11 protein-coding genes are annotated in these 19,284 nt (G+C 57.0%); 10 read left to right on the top strand and 1 reads right to left on the bottom strand.

Annotated features, from left to right (window positions below; translation table 11 throughout):
- Window positions 1-314 precede the first annotated feature (314 nt).
- Window positions 315-6,215: a glycoside hydrolase family 97 N-terminal domain-containing protein gene (locus I4V53_RS14100; RefSeq protein ID WP_195986204.1), complete on the bottom strand. Its 5,901-nt coding sequence runs from the start codon at window positions 6,213-6,215 to the stop codon at window positions 315-317.
- Window positions 6,216-6,623: 408 nt separating this feature from the next.
- Between I4V53_RS14100 and I4V53_RS13410 the strand changes: the two genes are divergently transcribed.
- The 10 genes from I4V53_RS13410 to I4V53_RS13365 all read left to right on the top strand — a co-directional run bounded on the left by I4V53_RS13410 (window position 6,624) and on the right by I4V53_RS13365 (window position 19,156).
- The gene (locus I4V53_RS13410; protein WP_195986203.1) at window positions 6,624-7,214 is read left to right on the top strand and encodes an HD domain-containing protein; all 591 of its coding nucleotides are present in this window, start codon (window positions 6,624-6,626) and stop codon (window positions 7,212-7,214) included.
- A gap of 29 nt (window positions 7,215-7,243) precedes the next feature.
- Window positions 7,244-7,933: a VanR-ABDEGLN family response regulator transcription factor gene (gene vanR, locus I4V53_RS13405; RefSeq protein WP_195986202.1), complete on the top strand. Its 690-nt coding sequence runs from the start codon at window positions 7,244-7,246 to the stop codon at window positions 7,931-7,933.
- The gene (locus I4V53_RS13400; protein WP_195986201.1) at window positions 7,923-9,080 is read left to right on the top strand and encodes a sensor histidine kinase; all 1,158 of its coding nucleotides are present in this window, start codon (window positions 7,923-7,925) and stop codon (window positions 9,078-9,080) included. Before vanR ends, I4V53_RS13400 begins: the two co-directional genes overlap by 11 nt.
- Window positions 9,077-10,093 carry an ABC transporter substrate-binding protein gene (locus tag I4V53_RS13395; protein WP_195986200.1) on the top strand — a complete coding sequence of 339 codons (1,017 nt, stop codon included), beginning with the start codon at window positions 9,077-9,079 and terminating at the stop codon, window positions 10,091-10,093. The genes I4V53_RS13400 and I4V53_RS13395 overlap by 4 nt, the downstream gene beginning before the upstream one ends.
- Entirely contained in the window at window positions 10,065-11,138 is a 1,074-nt protein-coding gene (locus I4V53_RS13390) for a FecCD family ABC transporter permease (RefSeq protein ID WP_286167165.1), read from the top strand. Before I4V53_RS13395 ends, I4V53_RS13390 begins: the two co-directional genes overlap by 29 nt.
- The gene (locus I4V53_RS13385) at window positions 11,086-11,856 is read left to right on the top strand and encodes an ABC transporter ATP-binding protein (RefSeq protein ID WP_195986199.1); all 771 of its coding nucleotides are present in this window, start codon (window positions 11,086-11,088) and stop codon (window positions 11,854-11,856) included. Before I4V53_RS13390 ends, I4V53_RS13385 begins: the two co-directional genes overlap by 53 nt.
- 26 nt (window positions 11,857-11,882) lie before the next feature.
- Window positions 11,883-12,818 carry a ferredoxin-like domain-containing protein gene (locus tag I4V53_RS13380; RefSeq protein ID WP_195986198.1) on the top strand — a complete coding sequence of 312 codons (936 nt, stop codon included), beginning with the start codon at window positions 11,883-11,885 and terminating at the stop codon, window positions 12,816-12,818.
- Window positions 12,819-12,948: 130 nt separating this feature from the next.
- Window positions 12,949-13,650: a response regulator transcription factor gene (locus tag I4V53_RS13375; protein WP_195986197.1), complete on the top strand. Its 702-nt coding sequence runs from the start codon at window positions 12,949-12,951 to the stop codon at window positions 13,648-13,650.
- Window positions 13,635-15,434: a sensor histidine kinase gene (locus I4V53_RS13370; RefSeq protein ID WP_195986196.1), complete on the top strand. Its 1,800-nt coding sequence runs from the start codon at window positions 13,635-13,637 to the stop codon at window positions 15,432-15,434. The genes I4V53_RS13375 and I4V53_RS13370 overlap by 16 nt, the downstream gene beginning before the upstream one ends.
- Window positions 15,435-15,655: 221 nt before the next feature.
- Complete coding sequence (locus I4V53_RS13365; RefSeq protein WP_195986195.1) at window positions 15,656-19,156, top strand: beta-N-acetylglucosaminidase domain-containing protein; 3,501 nt, start codon at window positions 15,656-15,658, stop codon at window positions 19,154-19,156.
- Window positions 19,157-19,284: the final 128 nt, after the last annotated feature.

Raw genomic sequence — 19,284 nt, 5'->3', positions numbered from 1 at the left:
GGACAGGAATGCAGGTTGAACCGAACCGCAGTCCCGTGTGAAAGAAAATCCGCGGTATGAGAACCCGGAAACAACATAAAAGATTGTTGTATTTTCCCAGCGTCCAAGTGCTTTCCGGCTGGATTGGCGGGAAAGGATTTTTTACTGCATGAAAAGGTGAAAAGCTGGCGATTTTCTTGCTGTAATAAAAACGCTCCGCCATACCCGATCAGGTATGGCAGAGCGTTTTCTATTTGTAAGATGAGAATTTTAGTGAACTGGAGTAGCTGATTTTTACCGTATAATATTTACCTGCGGATGTGTAGTGGCAGCAATCAGCCAATCGTTACCGTGCAATGTTTCATTGCGTTCTGACCAGGCAGGGTGGTGTAAACGCCTGCGCTGGAACCCGGTGCGCCGATCGCCCAGACTCTGTAGTAATAATCGTTGCCGATCTTTGCCACGAACTGGGTCTTAAGCACATCGCCGTTGCCGACAGTAAAGCTCGGAGCCAGATTGTCTCCATTCATGACTGTCATCTTGAAGCAGTATGCGGCGCCTCTCTTCAGGGTAAAGTCCACGGTGGTATCGGAGCGGACAAACGCTGCCAGTGCATTCTGTGCTGCACCAACCACGGCCGTTCCGGATGCGCCGTAGGTGTTGTCAGAGATCGGCGTGGAAGGTCTGGAGGAGTTGGACGGCTTGGAGGTGCTGCCGTTGGGAGCCAGACCGTTCTTCACTTCGTAGTAGCGCTTAATCAGAGCGTCCACTTCGTCCTGAGAAACTTCGTTGTCAGGTTTCTCTATCAGAGCGTTCATCTGCTTGCGGACTGCTTTGAAGTTGTTAACGGAGGAAGCGGTATAACCGTTCAGGTTCATTTCGTTGGCTTCCTTGGTCAGCTCTTCCAGCTTGCTCTTATCTGCCTTCAGACGAAGGCCCTGCATCGCGTTATTCAGCTTCTCCACCGCGTCGTTGATTTCCTTCTGAGTAGCGTCCGGATTGTCGTAGACGTCGTTGGCTTCCTTCAATGCTGCTTCAAACGCATCCTTGCCTTGATCCACATACTCATTCAAGTCGTAGGACTCGGCCTCCTGGATCACCGTCAGCAGCGTGTCTTTATTGACATTGCTGTCGTGAATTTTCTCGATGACCTCAAAGAGCTTATCATAGGCCTCTGTGATTTCCGGCTGCATGGCGTCGCGGTCGTCCACAACATCCTGTGCCTGTGCAATCGCGTCGTCCAGGAGCTTCTGGAGCTTCTCGGTCAGGACGCCGGATTCGGAAATCTCGATCGCGCTGTTCAGCAGATCTTTCAGGTCTTCCTTGTTGCCGGGCTTGAACTGCAGGTAGTGGATGACATTCAACAGATCGCCCCATGCGGAGTCGATTTGCTCCTGTGTAACAGCGACGGTGCCCGCGACGGTCTCCGCGTTCTCGAGTGCTGCTGCAAATTTCTCCTGAATGCTCGGAACCGCATCGGCGACCTCGTCTTCCAGGGTGTTTGCATAGCCGATCATGGTATTCAGGATGCTCTTGTTGACCAGCGTGAACTGGAAGTCAAGCGCGGCGCCTTCCTTGGCCATGGTCATATCGTAGGTGAATTCCTTTGTATCAGTAATTTCGAGTTCCTGGCCGCCCAGCATGACTTTGCTGAACTCCCTGGCCTCGACGTAGGGCTTGAAGGCCAGCTCGAGCGCGGTTCCTTCTTCGTATACGCCGGAGAATTTGCCGATCAGGTTCGCGAGCTTCTGCTCTTCGCCGTTGACATAGAGGTTGACGCCCTTGTTGTAGGTGACAGCCAGCTTGCCTTCTTCCACCGGCGGTTTCTCAGCGACGAACGGGACCTTCGTGCCGTTGATCGCGAAGTCGGAGAAGGTAGCCGGGATCGCGCCGGGCTTATTGGTGCCGTTTACGGCGTAGAGTCCAACCTGCACGCTGTCCGCGCTGCCGATGGCTTCGATGGTTTCCGAATCGCCGATCTGCGTCCAGGTTTCGTTATCCATGCTGTAAGAAGCGGTCAAAGTGCCGCCGGCCTTCTCCAGTTTGAGGTAAACCGGTGCATCCGGATCCGGGTCTGCAACGCTCTGCTCGGTCAGGCTGCTGCCTGTGGTGCCGCTGATGCCGACCGTTGCAAGGATGTTGCCGCCAAAGTGAGAGTGGTATCTTCTGTAAGCGCCGAACATTGCCTGATCGTTTGCATAGATTGTCAGGCCAGCGCTCTGATAGTCGCCGGTGGGGGTGAAGTCGAGCTTCGTCGTGAGCGTGAAGTCGTCCTCGCCGGCCGGGGTCAGGATGACGTTCTTCGCCAGGATGCTGCCCGGATAGTTTTCACCCGCCTGCGTAATGATGGTCACGGAGCCATCCTCATTGACAGTGCGGTTGAACGGATCGTCGCGCACAACGTTCCAGTTGTCCGCCAGAACCATATCCGGCTCGGTGATGGTGACCTTGCAGTCCGCGGTGACGGCGTTATTGAAGCCGGTCATGGCGGTAATGGTCACGGTGCCGGGTTTCAGTGCGGAAATCACGCCGTTTTCAACGGTGGCAATTTCGGGATCGCTGGACTTCCAGGTGATGCTGTCGTCCGCATCCGCTGGGGTCTTGATAGCTGTCAGAGTCTCTCTGGTGTACTGGACCATATCCAGTTCGGTGGCGTTCAGCTCAATGCCGGTTGCTTCCGTGTACTTGGTTGCGAACGGTACAACTTCGCCATCGATGGTGAAGTTCTCAAAGGTAGCCGGGAGAGAACCGCTCTTGCCGTTGCCGTCTACCGCATAGAGACCGATCTGGAGGCTGTCGCCGCTCAGGCCGGAAACATTCAGCGGGCTGGCAATCTGGGTCCAGTCTTCGTTGTTGTAGCTGTAATAGGAGGTCAGGGTGGTGCCGGCTTTGACAACCTTCAGGTAAACCGGCGCGTTCTTATCCGGATCGGGCGTGGTGTGCTCGCTCGCCTTGCCGTTGTTGATGGCAAAATCGGTAAAGATATTGCCCTTAAATCCAGAATGGGATCTCTTATATGCGCCGTACAGGTTATTGTCGTTCTTATAAACGATGATACCCGCGGTCTGATAGTCGGCGCCCGGGACAAAGGTCAGTTTTGTTGTGGCGGTAAAGTCGCCGGAAACCGGGGTCAGGAAGACGTTTTTGGCGTTGGCGGTATTGCTGTAGAACTCGCCTGCCTCCGTAGTGATTGTGATGGAATTTACGTCGTTAAGCTTCCAATTTTCCGGATTGCTGCGGATGATGGACCAGTCGTTCGTCAGGGAGAATTCCGGACGGCGGACGGTCACTTCGCAGGTGGCGGTAACATCGCCGTCAAAACCGGTTATCGCGGTGATGGTAGTGGTGCCGGGCTTGAGGCCGGTCACTTTGCCGTTGACAACCGTTGCGATTTCCGGATTGCTGGAAGTCCAGGTGACGGTCTTAAAGTCCACATCCTCCGGAGAGAGCGTTGCGGTCAATGTCGCGGACTCGTTCGGCATCATGGTCAGTTCGGTTTCGTTCAGGGTGATGGAATCCGCCTGGGACGGCATACCCTTGACGATCTTGATCATGGCGCCGCCGTGCAGGGCCATCGGGATCGTCAAAGTGGTATTCTTATCGACCTTCTGGGTGCGGGCGGTGATATCGTCGACGGTCTCTCCGTCTTCATAAATATAAGCAAAGTAGTCGCCATCGTCGAGGAAGTCGAGTTTGAACTCCGCGGTGCGCGCTTCGTTGCAGATCAGGCCAAGGTACCAGTTATCGCCGCTTCTGCGCGCGGTGTTGACGTATTCGCCCGGTTCGCCGGCGATGATCTTACCCTCATCCCACTGCTTCGGGAAGCTTCTGAAGAAGTCGCAGGCCGGGCTGTCCAAATAAGCGTCCGGACGGTCCGCGAAGCACTGGATTCCGGTTTCGTAAGAGACGGTCAGCGCGCCCATCTGTGCGATGGTGAACTGCTTGCGGGTGTTGGTGCGGTGCGAGAACATTGGCGTATAGTCTGCCGGGCCAACCGCAGCGCGCATGAACGGCAGCATGCAGTTATGGAATGAACTGACGTCCGCGGGACGGAACAGATCCTGTTCCGCGCCGAAGATTCCCTCACGGGACAGGGCGTTCGGATAGGTTCTTCTTTCACCGGTCGTTTTGTTGGCGCCGTGAATATTGATCCACATTTTATTATCCGCTGTGACCTGCATCAGCTTGATATAGAATTTGATGTAGTCCTGCGACTGGGAGTTGAAGAAGTCCGGCTTGATGCCCGCAAAGCCCATATCGGCCAGTTCTTTGATGCGGCGCTCCGCTTCTCCTTCTTTTTTCAGATCGTTGTGGTTCTGCCAGGCGATCAGGCGGATACCCTTATCCTTGGCATACTGCAGCAGATCCTCGGTCCAGTCAAAATAGCCCCAATAAGCGTATCCGCTGTGGCCGTTGCTGCTGCCCTTCGGCTGCCAGCCTTCGTCCAGCAGTACATACTGCCAGCCCATCTCGGCGGCGAAATCGATATATTTCTTGTAGACATCCGGATCGCTGGTGGACTCGCGGTTCAGCCAGGTCCACGCCGTGACGCCCGGTTCGACCCAGGAGGTGTCTCCGATGACATTTGCGGGGCTGAGGTTTTCCGCCATGGTGTTCATCGCAATGTCGTCGGTGTTGCCCATTACGGCGAAACGCCACGGAGTGACGAACGGCGCCGTTGTGGTGATGGCTTTGCTGCCCTGTTCGTTGGAGAATACGATATCCAGACGGCCGTTCGGGTTGCCGATGATGTCCGCGCCGCAGTATTCCTCGTTCAGGGCGGCCTCGGAGATCAGAGCGTATTGGCCGGTCGGCGTCTTGTACAGCAGCGGCATGCAGTAGCGCTCGTTCAGCTCACTGAGCTGACGTTCTTCTTCCACCTGCTCGTTGTGCGCGATGTACGGCATCACGTAGGCGGTGGAGCCCTGCGGAATCTGCAGGCTGGTGTTTTCAGAGCTGATGGTGATGGCTTTACCGGCCTCCTCGGCGTTGATGGCATAACGGAATGCAATGCCGTCGTCGTACGCGCGCACAACCACGCTGAAGGTAACGCCCTCCACGCCTTCCTTGGTGAAGTTGAGGGTCGTCTCGTTGGCTTTGTTTTCCACCTGCGTCACTTTAGCGCCAATCAGCTCGTAGGGGTCGTTGATCTCCGCTGTGGTGCTGTCCTTAAAGCTGAGGTCGGAGAAATCGCCGAGGCTGGTGGTCAGGCCAACCCTGGAGTTGTCGACCATGATGTCTCCGTCCTTAAAGGAGGAATAGCTGACTTTGCCGTCGAACAGGCTGAACAGCGCCTTGACGCTGCCGTCCGGGGATGTGATTTCCCATGTGGAGTCCGGATCGCCCTTGCCGACGATGATATTGATGGTTGCTTCCTGAACGACGTCGCCCTGCATAACCGTGCAGGTGATGGTCGCAATGCCGTCGCCGGCGCCTGTTACCAGGCCGTTTGCGTCAACAGTTGCAATGGCGTCGTCGGAGCTCTTATAAGTAACGGTGAGGGTGTCGCCCGGAACTTCCGCGCCGCCGATGGAATACCCCTTGACGGAAAGCTGTGCGGTTTTGCCGATCTGCACCACGGACTGGCTGGCAAGCGCCTCAGCGGAGGCCAGCGCGGTCTGCACAGACTCATCGCAGAAAATCTTTGCGTCGCACCACAGGCTGTGGTCGCAGGTGGTGACGCCGTCGGAGCCGTTTGTGGTTTTCAGCACCAATTCCTTTGCGCCCTCCGGGATTTCAATATCCAGGAATTTTTGCGCCGCTTTTCCGGAGAGATCTGCGAGATTGTATTTTTCCACGCCGTCGATCTCGACGATAAAGCCGCAGTTGCCGTACTCGCCGTTATAAACGGAGTCCGCCTGTACGCCGATGTAAGCCTGGAAGCGCCTGGCGCCCTGCCTGGAGATATCGTAACGGATTTCAGACGCCGCGTGCGCGCACAGGCCTTTTGTGTATTCCACAATTTTCAAGTCGTTATCGCGCAGGCGAAGGGGTTTGTTGTCGATGTCCTTGTCGATGCCGAGGCTGCCGTAGCCTACTTTTGTGTAGGTGGGTTTCAAGTCGCTGAGATACAATACAACGTCGCCCGCCTCAGTTACCTCCGCGGCAGAAACGGCGTATGCCGGCGTCACAGCCGTTGCGTTGGTCTGTGCCGCTAATACGGGCACCGCACCGGCCGCTGCCATTTGCAGCGCCAGAGCGACTGCAACAAATGAGCGTAGTGTCTTTCTTTTCATTTTTTCCTCCATCCTCTTCTTCGTGTCTTCTCAAATTTGCTTTACTGCCAAACAGGAATAGTCGATGGACCTCCATCCTCGATTTTTCCTCATTGTAAAGCAGACGGGAATTGGAAACAACGGCTCCGGAAATTGGATTTGTGAATTAGCAAAATTAAGAATTATTATAATTTGCCTAAAAATTTGTCCCGTTGTCATCCGTTCTTAGCGTTATATTAACATGAAGCTTTTTGAAAATCAATATTCCCTCGTTAGAATGACACAAAAATACATAAGATTGCAACGAAAATCCATGAAAATTTACTGTGAAAGAACATTCGGTGAACATCCTTTACACATGGCAATCAATCCAGTATAATAAATAAATTAATAAGAAGGTCGGTTGAAAATCCGGAGCAAGGAGGAACTATGGGATATAAAGAAGAATTTGAGGAGATTTTCCGCAGCAAAATCACGCGGGACGGGAGCGAGGCGCTTTTTGAGTGGCTGAGCCGCACGGATTTTTTTACGGCGCCCGCCAGTACCAAATTTCACTGTGCCTGTTTGGGCGGACTGGTGCAGCACAGTGTGAACGTGTACCGCACCATGATGGAAAAACAGTTTGACCCGGAGTCGGACAACGAAGAGAGCTTTGCCATCTGCGGCCTGCTGCACGACGTCTGCAAGGCGCAGTTTTACAAAGAAGGTACGCGCAATGTAAAAAACGAACAGACCGGCGCATGGGAAAAGAAAGCTTATTATATGGTAGAGGACAGTTTTCCGTATGGGCATGGAGAGAAATCGGTCTTCCTGATCGAGCGCTTTCTGCGTCTCAAAACAAGCGAGGCCGTCGCCATCCGCTGGCACATGGGCGGTTTTGACGACGCGGTGCGGGGCGGCAGCTTTGCGCTGAGCCAGGCGTATGAGAAATACCCGCTGGCGGTCAAGCTGCATCTGGCGGATCTGGAGAGCACCTATCTGCGGGAAAAGGGCACGTCGGCGGTGCGCGCGCGAAAATAAGCCGCGCGTTTCTTTAGGGGGCGATAAAAATGCCGGAAATCCTTGTGGTAGACGACGAAAAAGAAATTGCGGACCTGGTGGAACTGTATCTGAAAAATGAAGGGTATACCGTCTGCAAATGCATGGACGGCGCGCAGGCGCTGGCCTATATAAAGGAAAAAGAACCGGATATCGCGGTGCTGGACGTGATGCTGCCGGACATCAGCGGCTTTGACCTGTGCCGGAAAATCCGGGAGGCGCACACTTATCCGGTGATCATGCTGACCGCCCGCGTGGAAGACATGGACAAGATTACGGGGCTGACCATCGGTGCGGACGATTACGTAACCAAGCCGTTCAACCCGCTGGAGCTGGTGGCGCGCGTCAAGGCGCAGCTGCGCCGGTACACCCGCTACAACACGGAGGCGCGGGAGGAGAAGAGCGAGATCGACTTTTCCGGCCTGGTGATCAACAAGGACACGCACGCATGTACGTTGTACGACCAGAAAGTGGACCTGACGCCCATTGAGTTTTCTCTGCTGTGGCTCCTTTGCGAGAACCGCGGCAAGGTACTGTCCTCGGAGGAGCTCTTTGAGACGGTCTGGAAGGAAAAGTACCTGGAATCCAACAACACGGTGATGGTGCACATCCGCCGCCTGCGCGAAAAACTGCATGAGCCCGCGCGACGTCCAAAGTTCATCAAGACGGTCTGGGGGGTCGGGTACAAAATTGAAGGATAGATATACGCGCCTGAAGTTAAAGATGGTCCTGCAGATTGCAGGCGTGGTCCTGTTGGCGGCGCTGCTTGGCGTGATTTTTTTGTATACCATGGTGGACGGCGCGCTGCAGGCCCCGTTTGCGGATGCGTTCATCTCCTTCTGTAAATTTTTTGGCATGGATTATGACGGCGCTTTGCAGTTCTATCACGAAGTCATCCGGAGAAATAAGACCTTTTGGCTGGCGTTTGGCTTCTTGCTGCTGCTGGCGCTGGCGGTTTATCTGGCGATGTCCCGCATCAGCCGCTATATGAACCAGATCAGCGAAGCGGCCGACGAGGTGCTGAAAAAAACGGACGCCCTCATACGACTGCCCACGGAGCTGCGCCCAATGGAGATCAAGCTGAATACGATCAAAACCACGCTGCGCCGGCGGGAGTACGAGGCGAAGGAGGCGGAGCAGCGCAAGAACGACCTGGTGGTCTATCTGGCGCACGACCTCAAAACGCCGCTGACCTCCGTCATCGGCTATTTAAACCTGCTCAATGACGAGAAGGAAATCTCGCCGGAGCTGCGCGATAAATATACCCACATTTCGCTGGAAAAGGCCGAGCGGCTGGAGGAACTGATTAACGAATTTTTTGAGATCACGCGATTCAATCTGCAAAACATCGAGTTGGAACGGACCCATGTCAACCTGACGCATTTTTTGGCCCAGCTGACAGAGGAGTTCTACCCGCAGTTCAGCGAGAAGGCGCTCAGCTGCCGCCTGGATGTACAGCCGGACCTGGCCGTCTGGGGCGATGCGGACAAGCTGGCCCGCGTGTTCGACAACCTGCTGCGCAACGCCATCAACTACGGCGCGGAGGGGACGGAAATCGCGGTCCTCGCGTTCCGGCGGGAGGACCAGGTGGTGCTGCAGTTCCGCAACGCGGGCGCGCAGATTCCGGAGCAGCAGCTCCAGCGCATCTTTGACAAGTTCTACCGCGCGGACGCCTCGCGTTCTAGCCGGACGGGCGGCGCGGGGCTGGGGCTTGCCATTGCAAAGGAGATCACGGAGCTGCACGGCGGAACGATTTCCGCCTTCAGCAATGAACAGTTTACAACCTTCCAGGTGGTTCTGCCCGCGGCGGAGCGCCCTGTGGAGGAAAGAAAGGAAATGGAAGCATGAAAAAAAGAATGTTGGCGCTGCTGCTTACGGCGGCGCTTTTGTTTGCCGCCGCAGGCTGCACAGCCAACCCGGCGGAGGGAGAAACGTCGCAGCCGTCTTCGGCCTCGCAGGAGGGCGCCGTAGACGCGGAAACAGGCCTGCTGAAGAATGTGATTGCGGAAACGGGGGATACCATCACGCTGGACGATGTGCTGGCGGGAGAGGTGACCATCCAGAAGCGCCCGCAGCAGGTGCTGGTTCTGCTCAATTCCGTGCTTGATCTCTGGTACATGGCGGGCGGCTCTGCGGTGGCCCGCATCGAAGGGGAGGACAACATTCCGGACGAGGCGAAGGCCCTGCCGACCATCGGCACAATGAGCACGCCCAGCGTGGAGAAGATCGTGGGCTATCAGCCGGACCTGGTGATTCTGGTCAATACGCTGACCAAGCACCGGGAGATCCAGCCGGCCCTGCAGCAGGCGGGCGTGCCGAATATTTCTGTCAGCTACAAGGATTACGACGATTTCCTCTACCTGTTCGAGCTGTTCACCCACATTACGGATCAGCCCGGGCACGGCGGAGAACTGAGTGAAATCAAATCGCGGGTGGACGCGGAGATCGAGAAGGCCCAGGGCAAGCCGAAGCAGAAGGCGATGATCCTCTACGCCACCGCCAGCTATGTCAAGGCGGGCGTGCCCAAAAGCGTGGTTGGCGATATGCTGGAACGCCTCGGCGCGGAAAATGTCATCGACGCGGAGACCGCCCACGGCGAGTCCATGGTGGACTTCAGCATGGAAAAGGTGCTGGAAAGCAACCCGGACGTGCTGTTTATCCAGATGGCGCGCGACGGCAAAAAGGCGGAGGAAAACGCGATGAATGAAATTCAGAGCAATCCCGCCTGGCAGGAGGTCAGCGCGGTGAAGAACAACCGCATCTATGTGGTGCCGCGCGAATTTTCCACATTGAAGCCGAACGCGCGCTACCCGGAGGCGTTCGCGTTCTTCTATGAAAAACTGTATGGCGATGAAGCTTGACACCGGCCACCGGACGGCGGCGCGCTTTGCCGCGCTGGGGCTGCTGGCGGTATTTTGCGCGGCGTCGTTTTTTCTCAGTATCGGCGGCGGCGCGGTCCGGATTTCCCTGCCGGAGATCTGGCGCGCGTTGTTTCTGGAACACAGCGGCGTGCAGCATCAGATTGTCGTAAACCTGCGTTTGCCCCGCGCGCTCTGCGGCGCGATGGTGGGGGCGTGTCTGGCGGTTTCCGGCGTGTTGCTGCAGGCGGTCATGCGCAATCCGCTGGCTTCTCCCAGCGTGATTGGCGTGTCGTCCGGCGCGGGCTTTTTCGGCATGCTGGCGATGGTGCTGTTTCCCGGAAACCTGTATGCAATCCTGCCGCCCGCCGCGTTTGCGGGAGGCCTGCTCACCGCGCTGGCAATTTACCTGCTGGCGTGGCGCAATGGAATCAATCCCACACGGATGATTCTGGCGGGCGTGGCGACGTCCACCTTCCTGCGCGCGGGCGTGGACGCGCTGATGGTGTTTTTTCCGGACCAGCTGACGGGATTTGTCAGCTTTTCCGTTGGCGGGCTCGGCGGCGCCACCTGGCGCCACGCGCAGATGCTGCTGCCGTATGCGGCGGCGGGACTCGTGCTGGCGGTGCTGCTCTCCCAGCGGCTGAATGTGCTCCTGCTGGGCGACGAGGCGGCCACCGGGCTGGGCCTGCATGTGGAATGGACCCGGCTGGCGGCGATCGCCGTCGCCGCGCTGCTGGCGGCCGCCGCGGTCAGCGTGGCGGGCCTGCTGGGGTTTGTGGGGCTGATCGCCCCGCACCTGATCCGCATGCTGGTCGGCTCGGATGAACGGTACCTGGTGCCGGGCGCGGCGCTGGGCGGCGCGGCGCTGGTGATGTTCTGCGACACTTTGGGACGCATTCTTGCGCCGCCCATCGAGGTGCCGGTGGGGATTATCCTGGCGGTGCTGGGCGCGCCGTTTTTCCTGTATTTGCTGAGAGGGAGGACGAAGCGCGATGTTGCAGGTAAAAAATATTTCCATCAGCTACGGCGCAAGGAACATCCTTGAAAATGTTTCCCTTACGTTTGCAGAGGGGTCCCTCACGGCGGTGATCGGCCGCAACGGCTGCGGCAAATCGACGCTTTTAAAAGCGATGTCGCGCAGCCTGTACCCGGCGAAGGGGGACGTTCTGCTGGATGGGGTGTCCATTTATCATCAGAATACCAAAAAACTGGCGCGGCGGCTGGCGATCCTCTCTCAGGGGGTCAAGTCGCCGGAGGATTATACCGTGCGGCGGCTGGTCTGCTGCGGGCGGTATCCCTACGCGGGCTTTGGCGGGCGGCTGTCCGCCGAGGATTTTGCGGCGGCGGACAGCGCCATGGCGGACGTGGGCGTGGATGCGCTGGGCGACCGCCCGGTAGCGACGCTCTCCGGCGGCGAGCGGCAGCGCGCGTGGATCGCGATGCTGCTGGCACAGGAGCCGGAGATCATGCTGCTGGATGAGCCGACCACCTTTCTGGACGTGGGCTGCCAGTACGATATTTTGCGTCTGGTGCGAAGGCTGAACCGGGAGAAGGGCATTACCACAGTGATGGTCCTGCACGATTTAAACCAGGCGGCGCGCTATGCGGACCGCATCGTTGTCATGCGGGATCGCGGCGTGTTTGCGGACGGGCCGCCCGCGGCCATTTTGACGCCGGAGCTGCTGAAGACCGTGTTCGGCATCCAGGCAAAGGTTCTGCGGGACGATGCGGCCGGTGTGCCGTATTACATCCCGGCGGAATAAACAGGAAGGAAAGTGACAGAGAAAATATGAAGATTACAGAAGCGGATAAAAAGCGGGTAAAGGCGATGGGCTGCCTGTTCAACCGCGAGAGCGAGGACGAATTCAACGTCCGCGTCATTACAGAAAACGGTACATTGTCCGGCGCACAGCTTGCGAATATTGCAGAGGCGGCGGATCGTTTCGGCAGCGGCACAGTGGCGTTTACCACGCGTCTGACCGTGGAGATATCCGGGGTCAGGTACGAGGACATTCCCGCCCTGCAGGCGCATCTGGCGCAGGCCGGCCTGGAGACCGGCGGTACCGGCGCAAAGGTGCGCCCGGTGACGGCGTGCAAAGGAACCACCTGCGTTTTCGGACAGATCAATACGCAGGCGATTGCCAAACAGATCCACAAGCGGTTTTATGAGGGCTACAAGGACGTCGCCCTGCCGCACAAGTTTAAAATCGCGGTGGGCGGCTGCCCGAACAACTGCATGAAGCCCGACCTGAACGACTTTGGCCTGATCGGGCAGAACAAGCCGTTGGTCAACTGGGACAAGTGCCGCGGCTGCAAGAAGTGCATTGTGCAGGAGGGGTGCCAGCGCGGCGCCGCCAGGGTGGTGGACGGCAAGATCACCATCGATGAAGACCGCTGCAACGCCTGCGGAAAATGTATCCGCAACTGCTATTTCAAAAGCCTCAGCTCGCAGGCGCACGGCGTCAAAATTGTGATCGGCGGGCGTTGGGGCCGGGAAGGCCGCAAGGCGTCGGAGCTGCCGGGCATTTATTCCGCCATCGACGCGATGGACATTTTGGAGAAAACCCTTTTAGCATACCGCCGCTATGGGCGTCCGCGGGAGCGCTTCGGCCTGATGGTGGAGCGGTTGGGGATGGACCGCATGGAGGAGCTGCTGCTCACGGACGATATACTCCGGCAAAAGGAACATATCCTGGCGGAGCCGGTCGGCGCGGGCGCGGAATAACAAATAGGGACTGGGGTGGACCGGACTGCTGTTTTGTACAGCGGCCCGGTCTGTTTTATAAAAGAACCCGAAAGGACACAAAGAGGACAAACGGCACGTTTACAATACAGGATAGAAAGGGGAGAATGCAATGGCAGACCGGCTGTTGATCGTGGAAGACGAACCGCGCATGCGGGAAATCATCGCCGATTATTTTGGGGAGAAGGGGTTTGTGGTGACGGGTGCGCGGGACGGCGTGGAGGCTTTGCAAAGGCTGGAAGAGACGGAATTCGACATCGTTCTGCTGGATATTATGATGCCGGAACTGGACGGCTTTTCTGTCTGCCGCCGCATCCGGAAGGCCAGCGAGGTGCCTATTGTCTTTCTGACGGCCCGCAGCGACGAGGACGACAAGCTCTTCGGATACGAGCTGGGGGCGGACGACTATGTGACGAAGCCGTTTTCCCTTGCGGTGCTCTGTGCAAAAGCGCAGTCGTTGATCCGGCGCTCCAAAGGGCAGGTGCGCGGCGGCGCGGCGCTTTCCATGGGCGGCATCACGCTCAATTACAGAACGCGCAAGGTACTGGCGGACGGGAAGGAATGCGTCCTCGCGCCGAAGGAGTTTGAGCTGCTGGCGGTGTTGATGGAGAACCGGGACTGTGTGCTGACACGGGAACAACTGCTGGCAAAGGTGTGGGGGTTCGATTATTTTGGGGAGGACCGCGTGGTGGATACGCATATCAAGAAGCTGCGCGCCGCTTTGGGCGGAAAGGCGGGCTGTATCAAAACGGTGATTAAGGTGGGGTACTCGTTCACGGCGGAAGGAGGAACGCATGCATGTACAGTGAAATGACCGGGCTGCGCCGCAGCGTATACCGGCGCACGGCAATGCATTTCTGCATTTTCTATCTGATGATTATGCTGTTTACCACAGTGATTCTGGCCATGTCCCATCGCGGCGAGCTGATACAGACCCTGAAGCTGAATTGGAGCGACGTGTCCCATCAGGTTGGCGCGGTGGTGGACGGCAAGTCCCCGGACCAGCTCACCGTGGAGGATCAGGTGGAGCTGAGCGGAATACTGGCGGACTTTTGCGGGAGACAAAGTTACCGCAACGCCTATCCGGACGCGGTGCTCTGCTGGTCGGACGGAACAAAGCTGCATCCGGTCGCACGCGCCGGGTTTGGAACCATCTCCTTTTCCGATCCGGAGGATGGGACGGACAAATATCTTTTTTTGGACGATGATATGGGGTTGCTGGAGCTTTCCGATTTACTGAGCCATGCGAGGACGGCGGGGCCCGGCGGCCGGTGGAATAATACGGGGACTGTTAACTCCGTGTGGGGCTATGCGGATGGGAACCGCGTCATCCCGCAGCGCCTGGAAATTGATTGGGTTGGCAGCGTGGAGAGCTGGCGCAAGGACTTTCAGCCGGAGCATGTGGATGGATTGAAGCTGCGGGAATACCGCGACGTCGTGTTTCATATGCCAAATCTCCATTGGGTGGAATACTATGATGAGGCGCAGCCCTATCAAAAAGGGCGTGAGAAGCTGAACCGTTTTTTACAGTTTTCTCCGCCTGACACTTCATTTGAGGCGTTATCGCTGTCCGGCGTGGCGAAGCCTTATTATGCGGACGGATACCGCGACGGCGATGGGTACCGGCTGCTGTATGCAACGGATTACCACCCGGTCTGGCTCGCGGTGCGCCAGATGCTGTATGTCTACCTGATCGGCCTGATTGCCGCCGGTTTCCTGATGCGCGTACTGTCCAGCGAGCTCTCCCGGTTTGTCACTAGGCCGGTCGAAGGGCTGAACCGTGCCGCGCTGGAGATGGCCTCCGGCAAGCGGGATGTGGAGTACCGGGTCGAGAAAGGGCGGGACGACGAGATCGCGGAGCTAGCGAACAGCCTGAATGTGATGTCCCATCATCTGCAGGGGGAGTATGACCGGCAGGTGGAGCGGGAGAAACAGCGGCGGGAGCTGACCAACGCCATCGCGCATGAGCTGAAAACGCCGCTCGGTATCATTCACGGCTACTGCGAAAGTTTGCAGGAGAACATTCATGAGGAGAAGCGCGCGCATTATCTGGCGGTCATTCTGGATGAAACGGAGCGGATGAATGCACTGATTCTGGAGATGCTCGATCTGTCCCGCATGGAGTCGGAATCCTTCCGCCTGCGGATGGAGCCGTTTTTTCTGGATGAGCTGGCGCAGGAGGCGGCGGAGCGGTACCGGTCCGCCGCGGAGGAGAAGGAAGTCCAAATTTCCTTACAAACGGAGCCGGACTGTGAGATAACGGCGGACAGGGGCCGTATCGCGCAGGCGCTTTCCAACTTCCTCTCCAACGCCATACGCCATACGCCGGAAGGGGGGATCATCTCTGTCCGTGTGCTTCATGCGGGGCATGCCGTCCGCTGTGAGGTGGAAAACGAAGGCGCGCCGATCCCGGAGGAACAGCAGGAGCGGATATGGGATGTGTTTTACAAGGCGGACGCTTCCCGGCAGCGCGCAAAAGGGGGGACCGGCCTGGGGCTTGCGATTGCCAGGCATATTCTGGAGCTGCACGGCATGGCCTATGGCGTCCGGAATACCGGTACAGGCGTATTGTTTTGGTTTGAACTGAAACAGGCGTAATACAATCATATTGCACAGGCGGACGATCTGAAGAAGGGTCTTCGGATCGCCCGTCTTTTTTTTGAGTGAAAACTTGTTTTCGAAAAATAATCGCAGGCGGGAAAAATAGCGCAAAATCCATGGACAAACTCTCTGGGAATTTATACAATAAAACTGATCATATGGTTCCCGTATCGTTCGAAATGACCGGGAAAGAGTTTGAGAAGGAAGAAGGAGAAAACATGAAAAAAAGATGGCAATCATCGCTTGGAGCGTTCCTGTGTCTGACGCTGCTGGTCTCCGTTGTGATCACCGCGTTTGCAGCGCAGAATCAGTCGCCGCCCCGGGCCAACACGGACACGTACGAGCTTTACCCGACGCCGCACAGCGTCGTCTATGCAGACGGAGGATTCGAGCTGACGGATACAGTCACGCTGATCTGCAGCGAGGGGATCGACGCGCCTACCCGGAACCGCGCGGTGCAGGCGCTTGCCGCGCAGGATATCCAGGCGGTGGATGCGGGGCAGCCCGTCCAGGGCAGAAGCACCCTTCTGATCGGCATGAACGGAGACGGCAGCGCTGCGGACGCCTACACGGAGCAGAACAGCCTGAAGGAAGAGGGGCTGTTCGACAAGATGGATTCGTATGTCCTCTCCGCGCAGGACGGCGTCGTTTCCATTTTAGGCAAGGATACGGACGCCGCGTTTTATGGCGCGACCACGCTGAAACATATTCTGGAGCAGACGCAGGATCGAAACATTCGCAATTTGACGGTCAGCGACTACTCGGATTCGGAGTACCGCGGTTTTATCGAGGGCTATTACGGACTGCCCTGGAGCAACGAGGACCGCAAGTCCCTGATGCGGTTCGGCGGCGAGTTCAAAATGACCACCTATGTGTTTGCACCGAAGGACGACCTGTATCATAATGAGCAGTGGCGGACCCTGTATCCGCAGGAAAAGCTGGATGAAATCGCGGATATGGTGCAGACGGGCATCGACTCCAAATGCCGGTTTGTCTGGACCATCCACCCGTTTATGAACCAGGGCATCAACTTTGGGGACAATTATGCACATGATCTCCAGGTGGTAAAAACAAAATTCCAGCAGCTCTACGACGTGGGCGTGCGCCAGTTCGGCGTGCTGGCCGACGACGCCGGCAAACTCAGCCCGGCGAATATGGTCCGTTTGATGACAGACCTGGATCAATGGGTGAAGGAAAAGGAAGACATGGAAGACCTGCTCTTCTGCCCGCCCGGCTATAATAAAGGCTGGACCAGCGTTTCGGAACTGCAGACGTGGCGTACCATGCCGGAGGATGTACACATCTTCTGGACGGGCGACGGCGTTTGCGGCTGGGTCAACCAGGGAACGTTTGACTACTTTACACAGCATACCGGCAGAGAAGCCCTGATGTGGCTGAACTGGCCGGTCAACGACATCAATAAGGTCCGTCTGCTGATGGGACCGGGCGAAGTGATGGGCAAAAACGTCACCGGCTTTGAAGGAATTGTCAGCAACCCGATGCAGCAGGCGGAGTGCAGTAAAACGGCCCTCTTTGCCGTGGCGGATTACACATGGAACATCGGCGCGTTTAACAAGGACAAGAGCTGGGAGGATAGCTTTAAATACATTGAGCCGGACGCAGCGGAAGAGCTGCATACGATGGCGAAGCATATGCAGGACCCGACGCCGAATACCCACGGCCTGAGCCTGCCGGAATCCGTGGAGCTGAACCCGAAGCTGGAGTCCTTTAAGACGAAGTATGCGGTGGGCGAATCCATCAAAGAAATCGGCGCCGAGTTGATCGCCGAGTTTGACGAGATCATTGAAGCGACGGAGGCTTTCCCGGAAAAGTCAAAAAATGAGGATTTGAAAGACGAAATGGAACCGTGGCGTCTCTCTCTGCAGGCGCTCTGCAAGGCCAATAAGGAGCTGATCCAGACCGCGATCGCGCTGGAAGAACACAATAACGACGCGGTGTGGGCGCATTACTCGGAGGGAACCGCGCAGTTTGCGCGTTCCAAGGCCTTCCCCGTGAAAAACAAGGACGCCATTCAGCTGGTAGAGGCCGGCTCAAAACGGTTGATTCCCTTTGCAACCACCTTGTCGCAGCAGTTGTCCGATCCGGTCAAGGCAATTGTTGCGCCTGTGGAAGGGGATACCGTAAAATCCAGCCTGTACACTAATTTTACCGCTCAAAATATCTATGAAGGCAGCCTGAATAACATTGTGGACGGCAATGACAGCACCCATGCGTGGATGGGACGGTATGTCCAGCGGGGCGACTATGTCGGCCTGCAGTTCAGCAAACCCGCGCAGATCACCGGCGTGCGCGTGGTGCAGGGCACCAACGGAAAGCAGCAGGATGCGTTCTATTATGGCAAATTCCAGTATTCCATGGATGGACAAACCTGGACCGATCTGAACAACGGCCAGACTTATGGTCCCTATCAGACCAATATCCAGCTCAGCAATCTGGATATCACCGCAAAATACATCCGCTTTATTCAGGACGGCGCGCTCAAGGCCGACAATGAAGACAACCCGAAATGGCCGGCGTTCCGTACCTTTGAGGTGACGCAGAAGGATACCAGCAGCGGCGTTTACACCAACGTGGAAGCCCTCAAAGACTGGAAGCCGGAAGTCACGACGGATACCGCAACGCTTTCCGGCGGGAACGCCACTCTGGCGGCGGGCGAATATGTGGGAATGAAGCTTCCCAGAATCCGCGACCTCTCTTCCGTTGCCGCAACAGGGGAGGGCACGGAACAGCTGACGCTGGAAACCTCCATGAATACCAGGGAGTGGAGCGCGTTTGATTCCGCAAGTCCGCAGCCCGCGCGCTATATCCGGCTGATCAACCGCGGGACGGAAGCAGTTACATGCAGTTTGGATGCGCTGACGGTCACATCCAACGAAATTGCGCCGATTTCCCTGGCGGCCAATACCATCGGTTCTATTGGCGGCGATGCGAAAAACCTGTTTGACGGCGATTGGACCACGCAGACGCAGTTCAAGGGGAGTCAGGCAAACGGCCGCTATTTCACCTACGATCTGGGCCAGGTGATCCATCTGGATTCCCTCAAGTTTGTCCTGAGCGACAGTGAATGGGACTTCCCGCGCAACGCGGACGTATACGTCTCTTTGGACAACGCCAACTGGGAAAAAATACTGACCATCGGCGACGGCAGGACGGACGTTACGTTGCAGGATGTATTCCCGGTGCACGAAGTTTCCTATAATACGCTGACGCAGACCGGCATTGACAAGGATGCCCGCTACCTGAAGGTCAGCCTGACCTCCGGCCCCGGCCCGAGCGACAAATGGGTGCGCTTGAATGAGATCGTCCTCAACGGCGGGGCGTATATCCCATCGGAGAACAACCCGACCTTTGTCAGCGAGCCGATTGAGAAGCAGGGCCATGCGGCGTCCAACCTGACGGACGGTGATCTGAGCACAACATACCTGCCGGACAGCTCCAAGGCGGACAACGGCGTGCTGCTGTATCGTCTGTCCGACGGTAAGAGCCTGCGGCAGATCAATGTTCAGCAGAGCCCCAACACGCTATCCAACGCGCGTGTGCTTGCGCGTTTGGCGGGCCAGCAGAACTTTGTAGAGATCGGCGCGCTGACGCAGAGCTTCAACGTGTTCGACCGTCTGCCGGAGGGCGATATTGTGGAACTCCAGATTGTGTGGGACGGCGTCGCTCCGGAACTGCATGAAATTATTGTGATTGAATAACGAAATAGCAGCGGTTGCTGCAAAATAGAAGAGGCTGTGCGAAGAGGATTTTGAACTGCCCTAGGTTGTGCGGACAGTACAAAAAAGAGCCCTGGTAGGAAATATTGAGTTTTAGGTGGAGAGGCGGC

This window comes from Clostridium sp. D33t1_170424_F3 (genome assembly GCF_015667585.1).
Lineage (GTDB): Bacteria > Bacillota > Clostridia > Oscillospirales > Acutalibacteraceae > Anaeromassilibacillus.
This window is presented reverse-complemented; position numbering and strand designations above follow the sequence as displayed.

Excerpts from the sequence above, each read along its gene's own strand:
- I4V53_RS14100 (WP_195986204.1), bottom strand. The coding sequence starts at position 6,215 with ATGAAAAGAAAGACACTACGCTCATTTGTTGCAGTCGCTCTGGCGCTG.
- I4V53_RS13410 (WP_195986203.1), top strand. The coding sequence starts at position 6,624 with ATGGGATATAAAGAAGAATTTGAGGAGATTTTCCGCAGCAAAATCACG.
- vanR (WP_195986202.1), top strand. The coding sequence starts at position 7,244 with ATGCCGGAAATCCTTGTGGTAGACGACGAAAAAGAAATTGCGGACCTG.
- I4V53_RS13395 (WP_195986200.1), top strand. The coding sequence starts at position 9,077 with ATGAAAAAAAGAATGTTGGCGCTGCTGCTTACGGCGGCGCTTTTGTTT.
- I4V53_RS13390 (WP_286167165.1), top strand. The coding sequence starts at position 10,065 with ATGAAAAACTGTATGGCGATGAAGCTTGACACCGGCCACCGGACGGCG.
- I4V53_RS13385 (WP_195986199.1), top strand. The coding sequence starts at position 11,086 with ATGTTGCAGGTAAAAAATATTTCCATCAGCTACGGCGCAAGGAACATC.
- I4V53_RS13380 (WP_195986198.1), top strand. The coding sequence starts at position 11,883 with ATGAAGATTACAGAAGCGGATAAAAAGCGGGTAAAGGCGATGGGCTGC.
- I4V53_RS13375 (WP_195986197.1), top strand. The coding sequence starts at position 12,949 with ATGGCAGACCGGCTGTTGATCGTGGAAGACGAACCGCGCATGCGGGAA.
- I4V53_RS13370 (WP_195986196.1), top strand. The coding sequence starts at position 13,635 with ATGTACAGTGAAATGACCGGGCTGCGCCGCAGCGTATACCGGCGCACG.
- I4V53_RS13365 (WP_195986195.1), top strand. The coding sequence starts at position 15,656 with ATGAAAAAAAGATGGCAATCATCGCTTGGAGCGTTCCTGTGTCTGACG.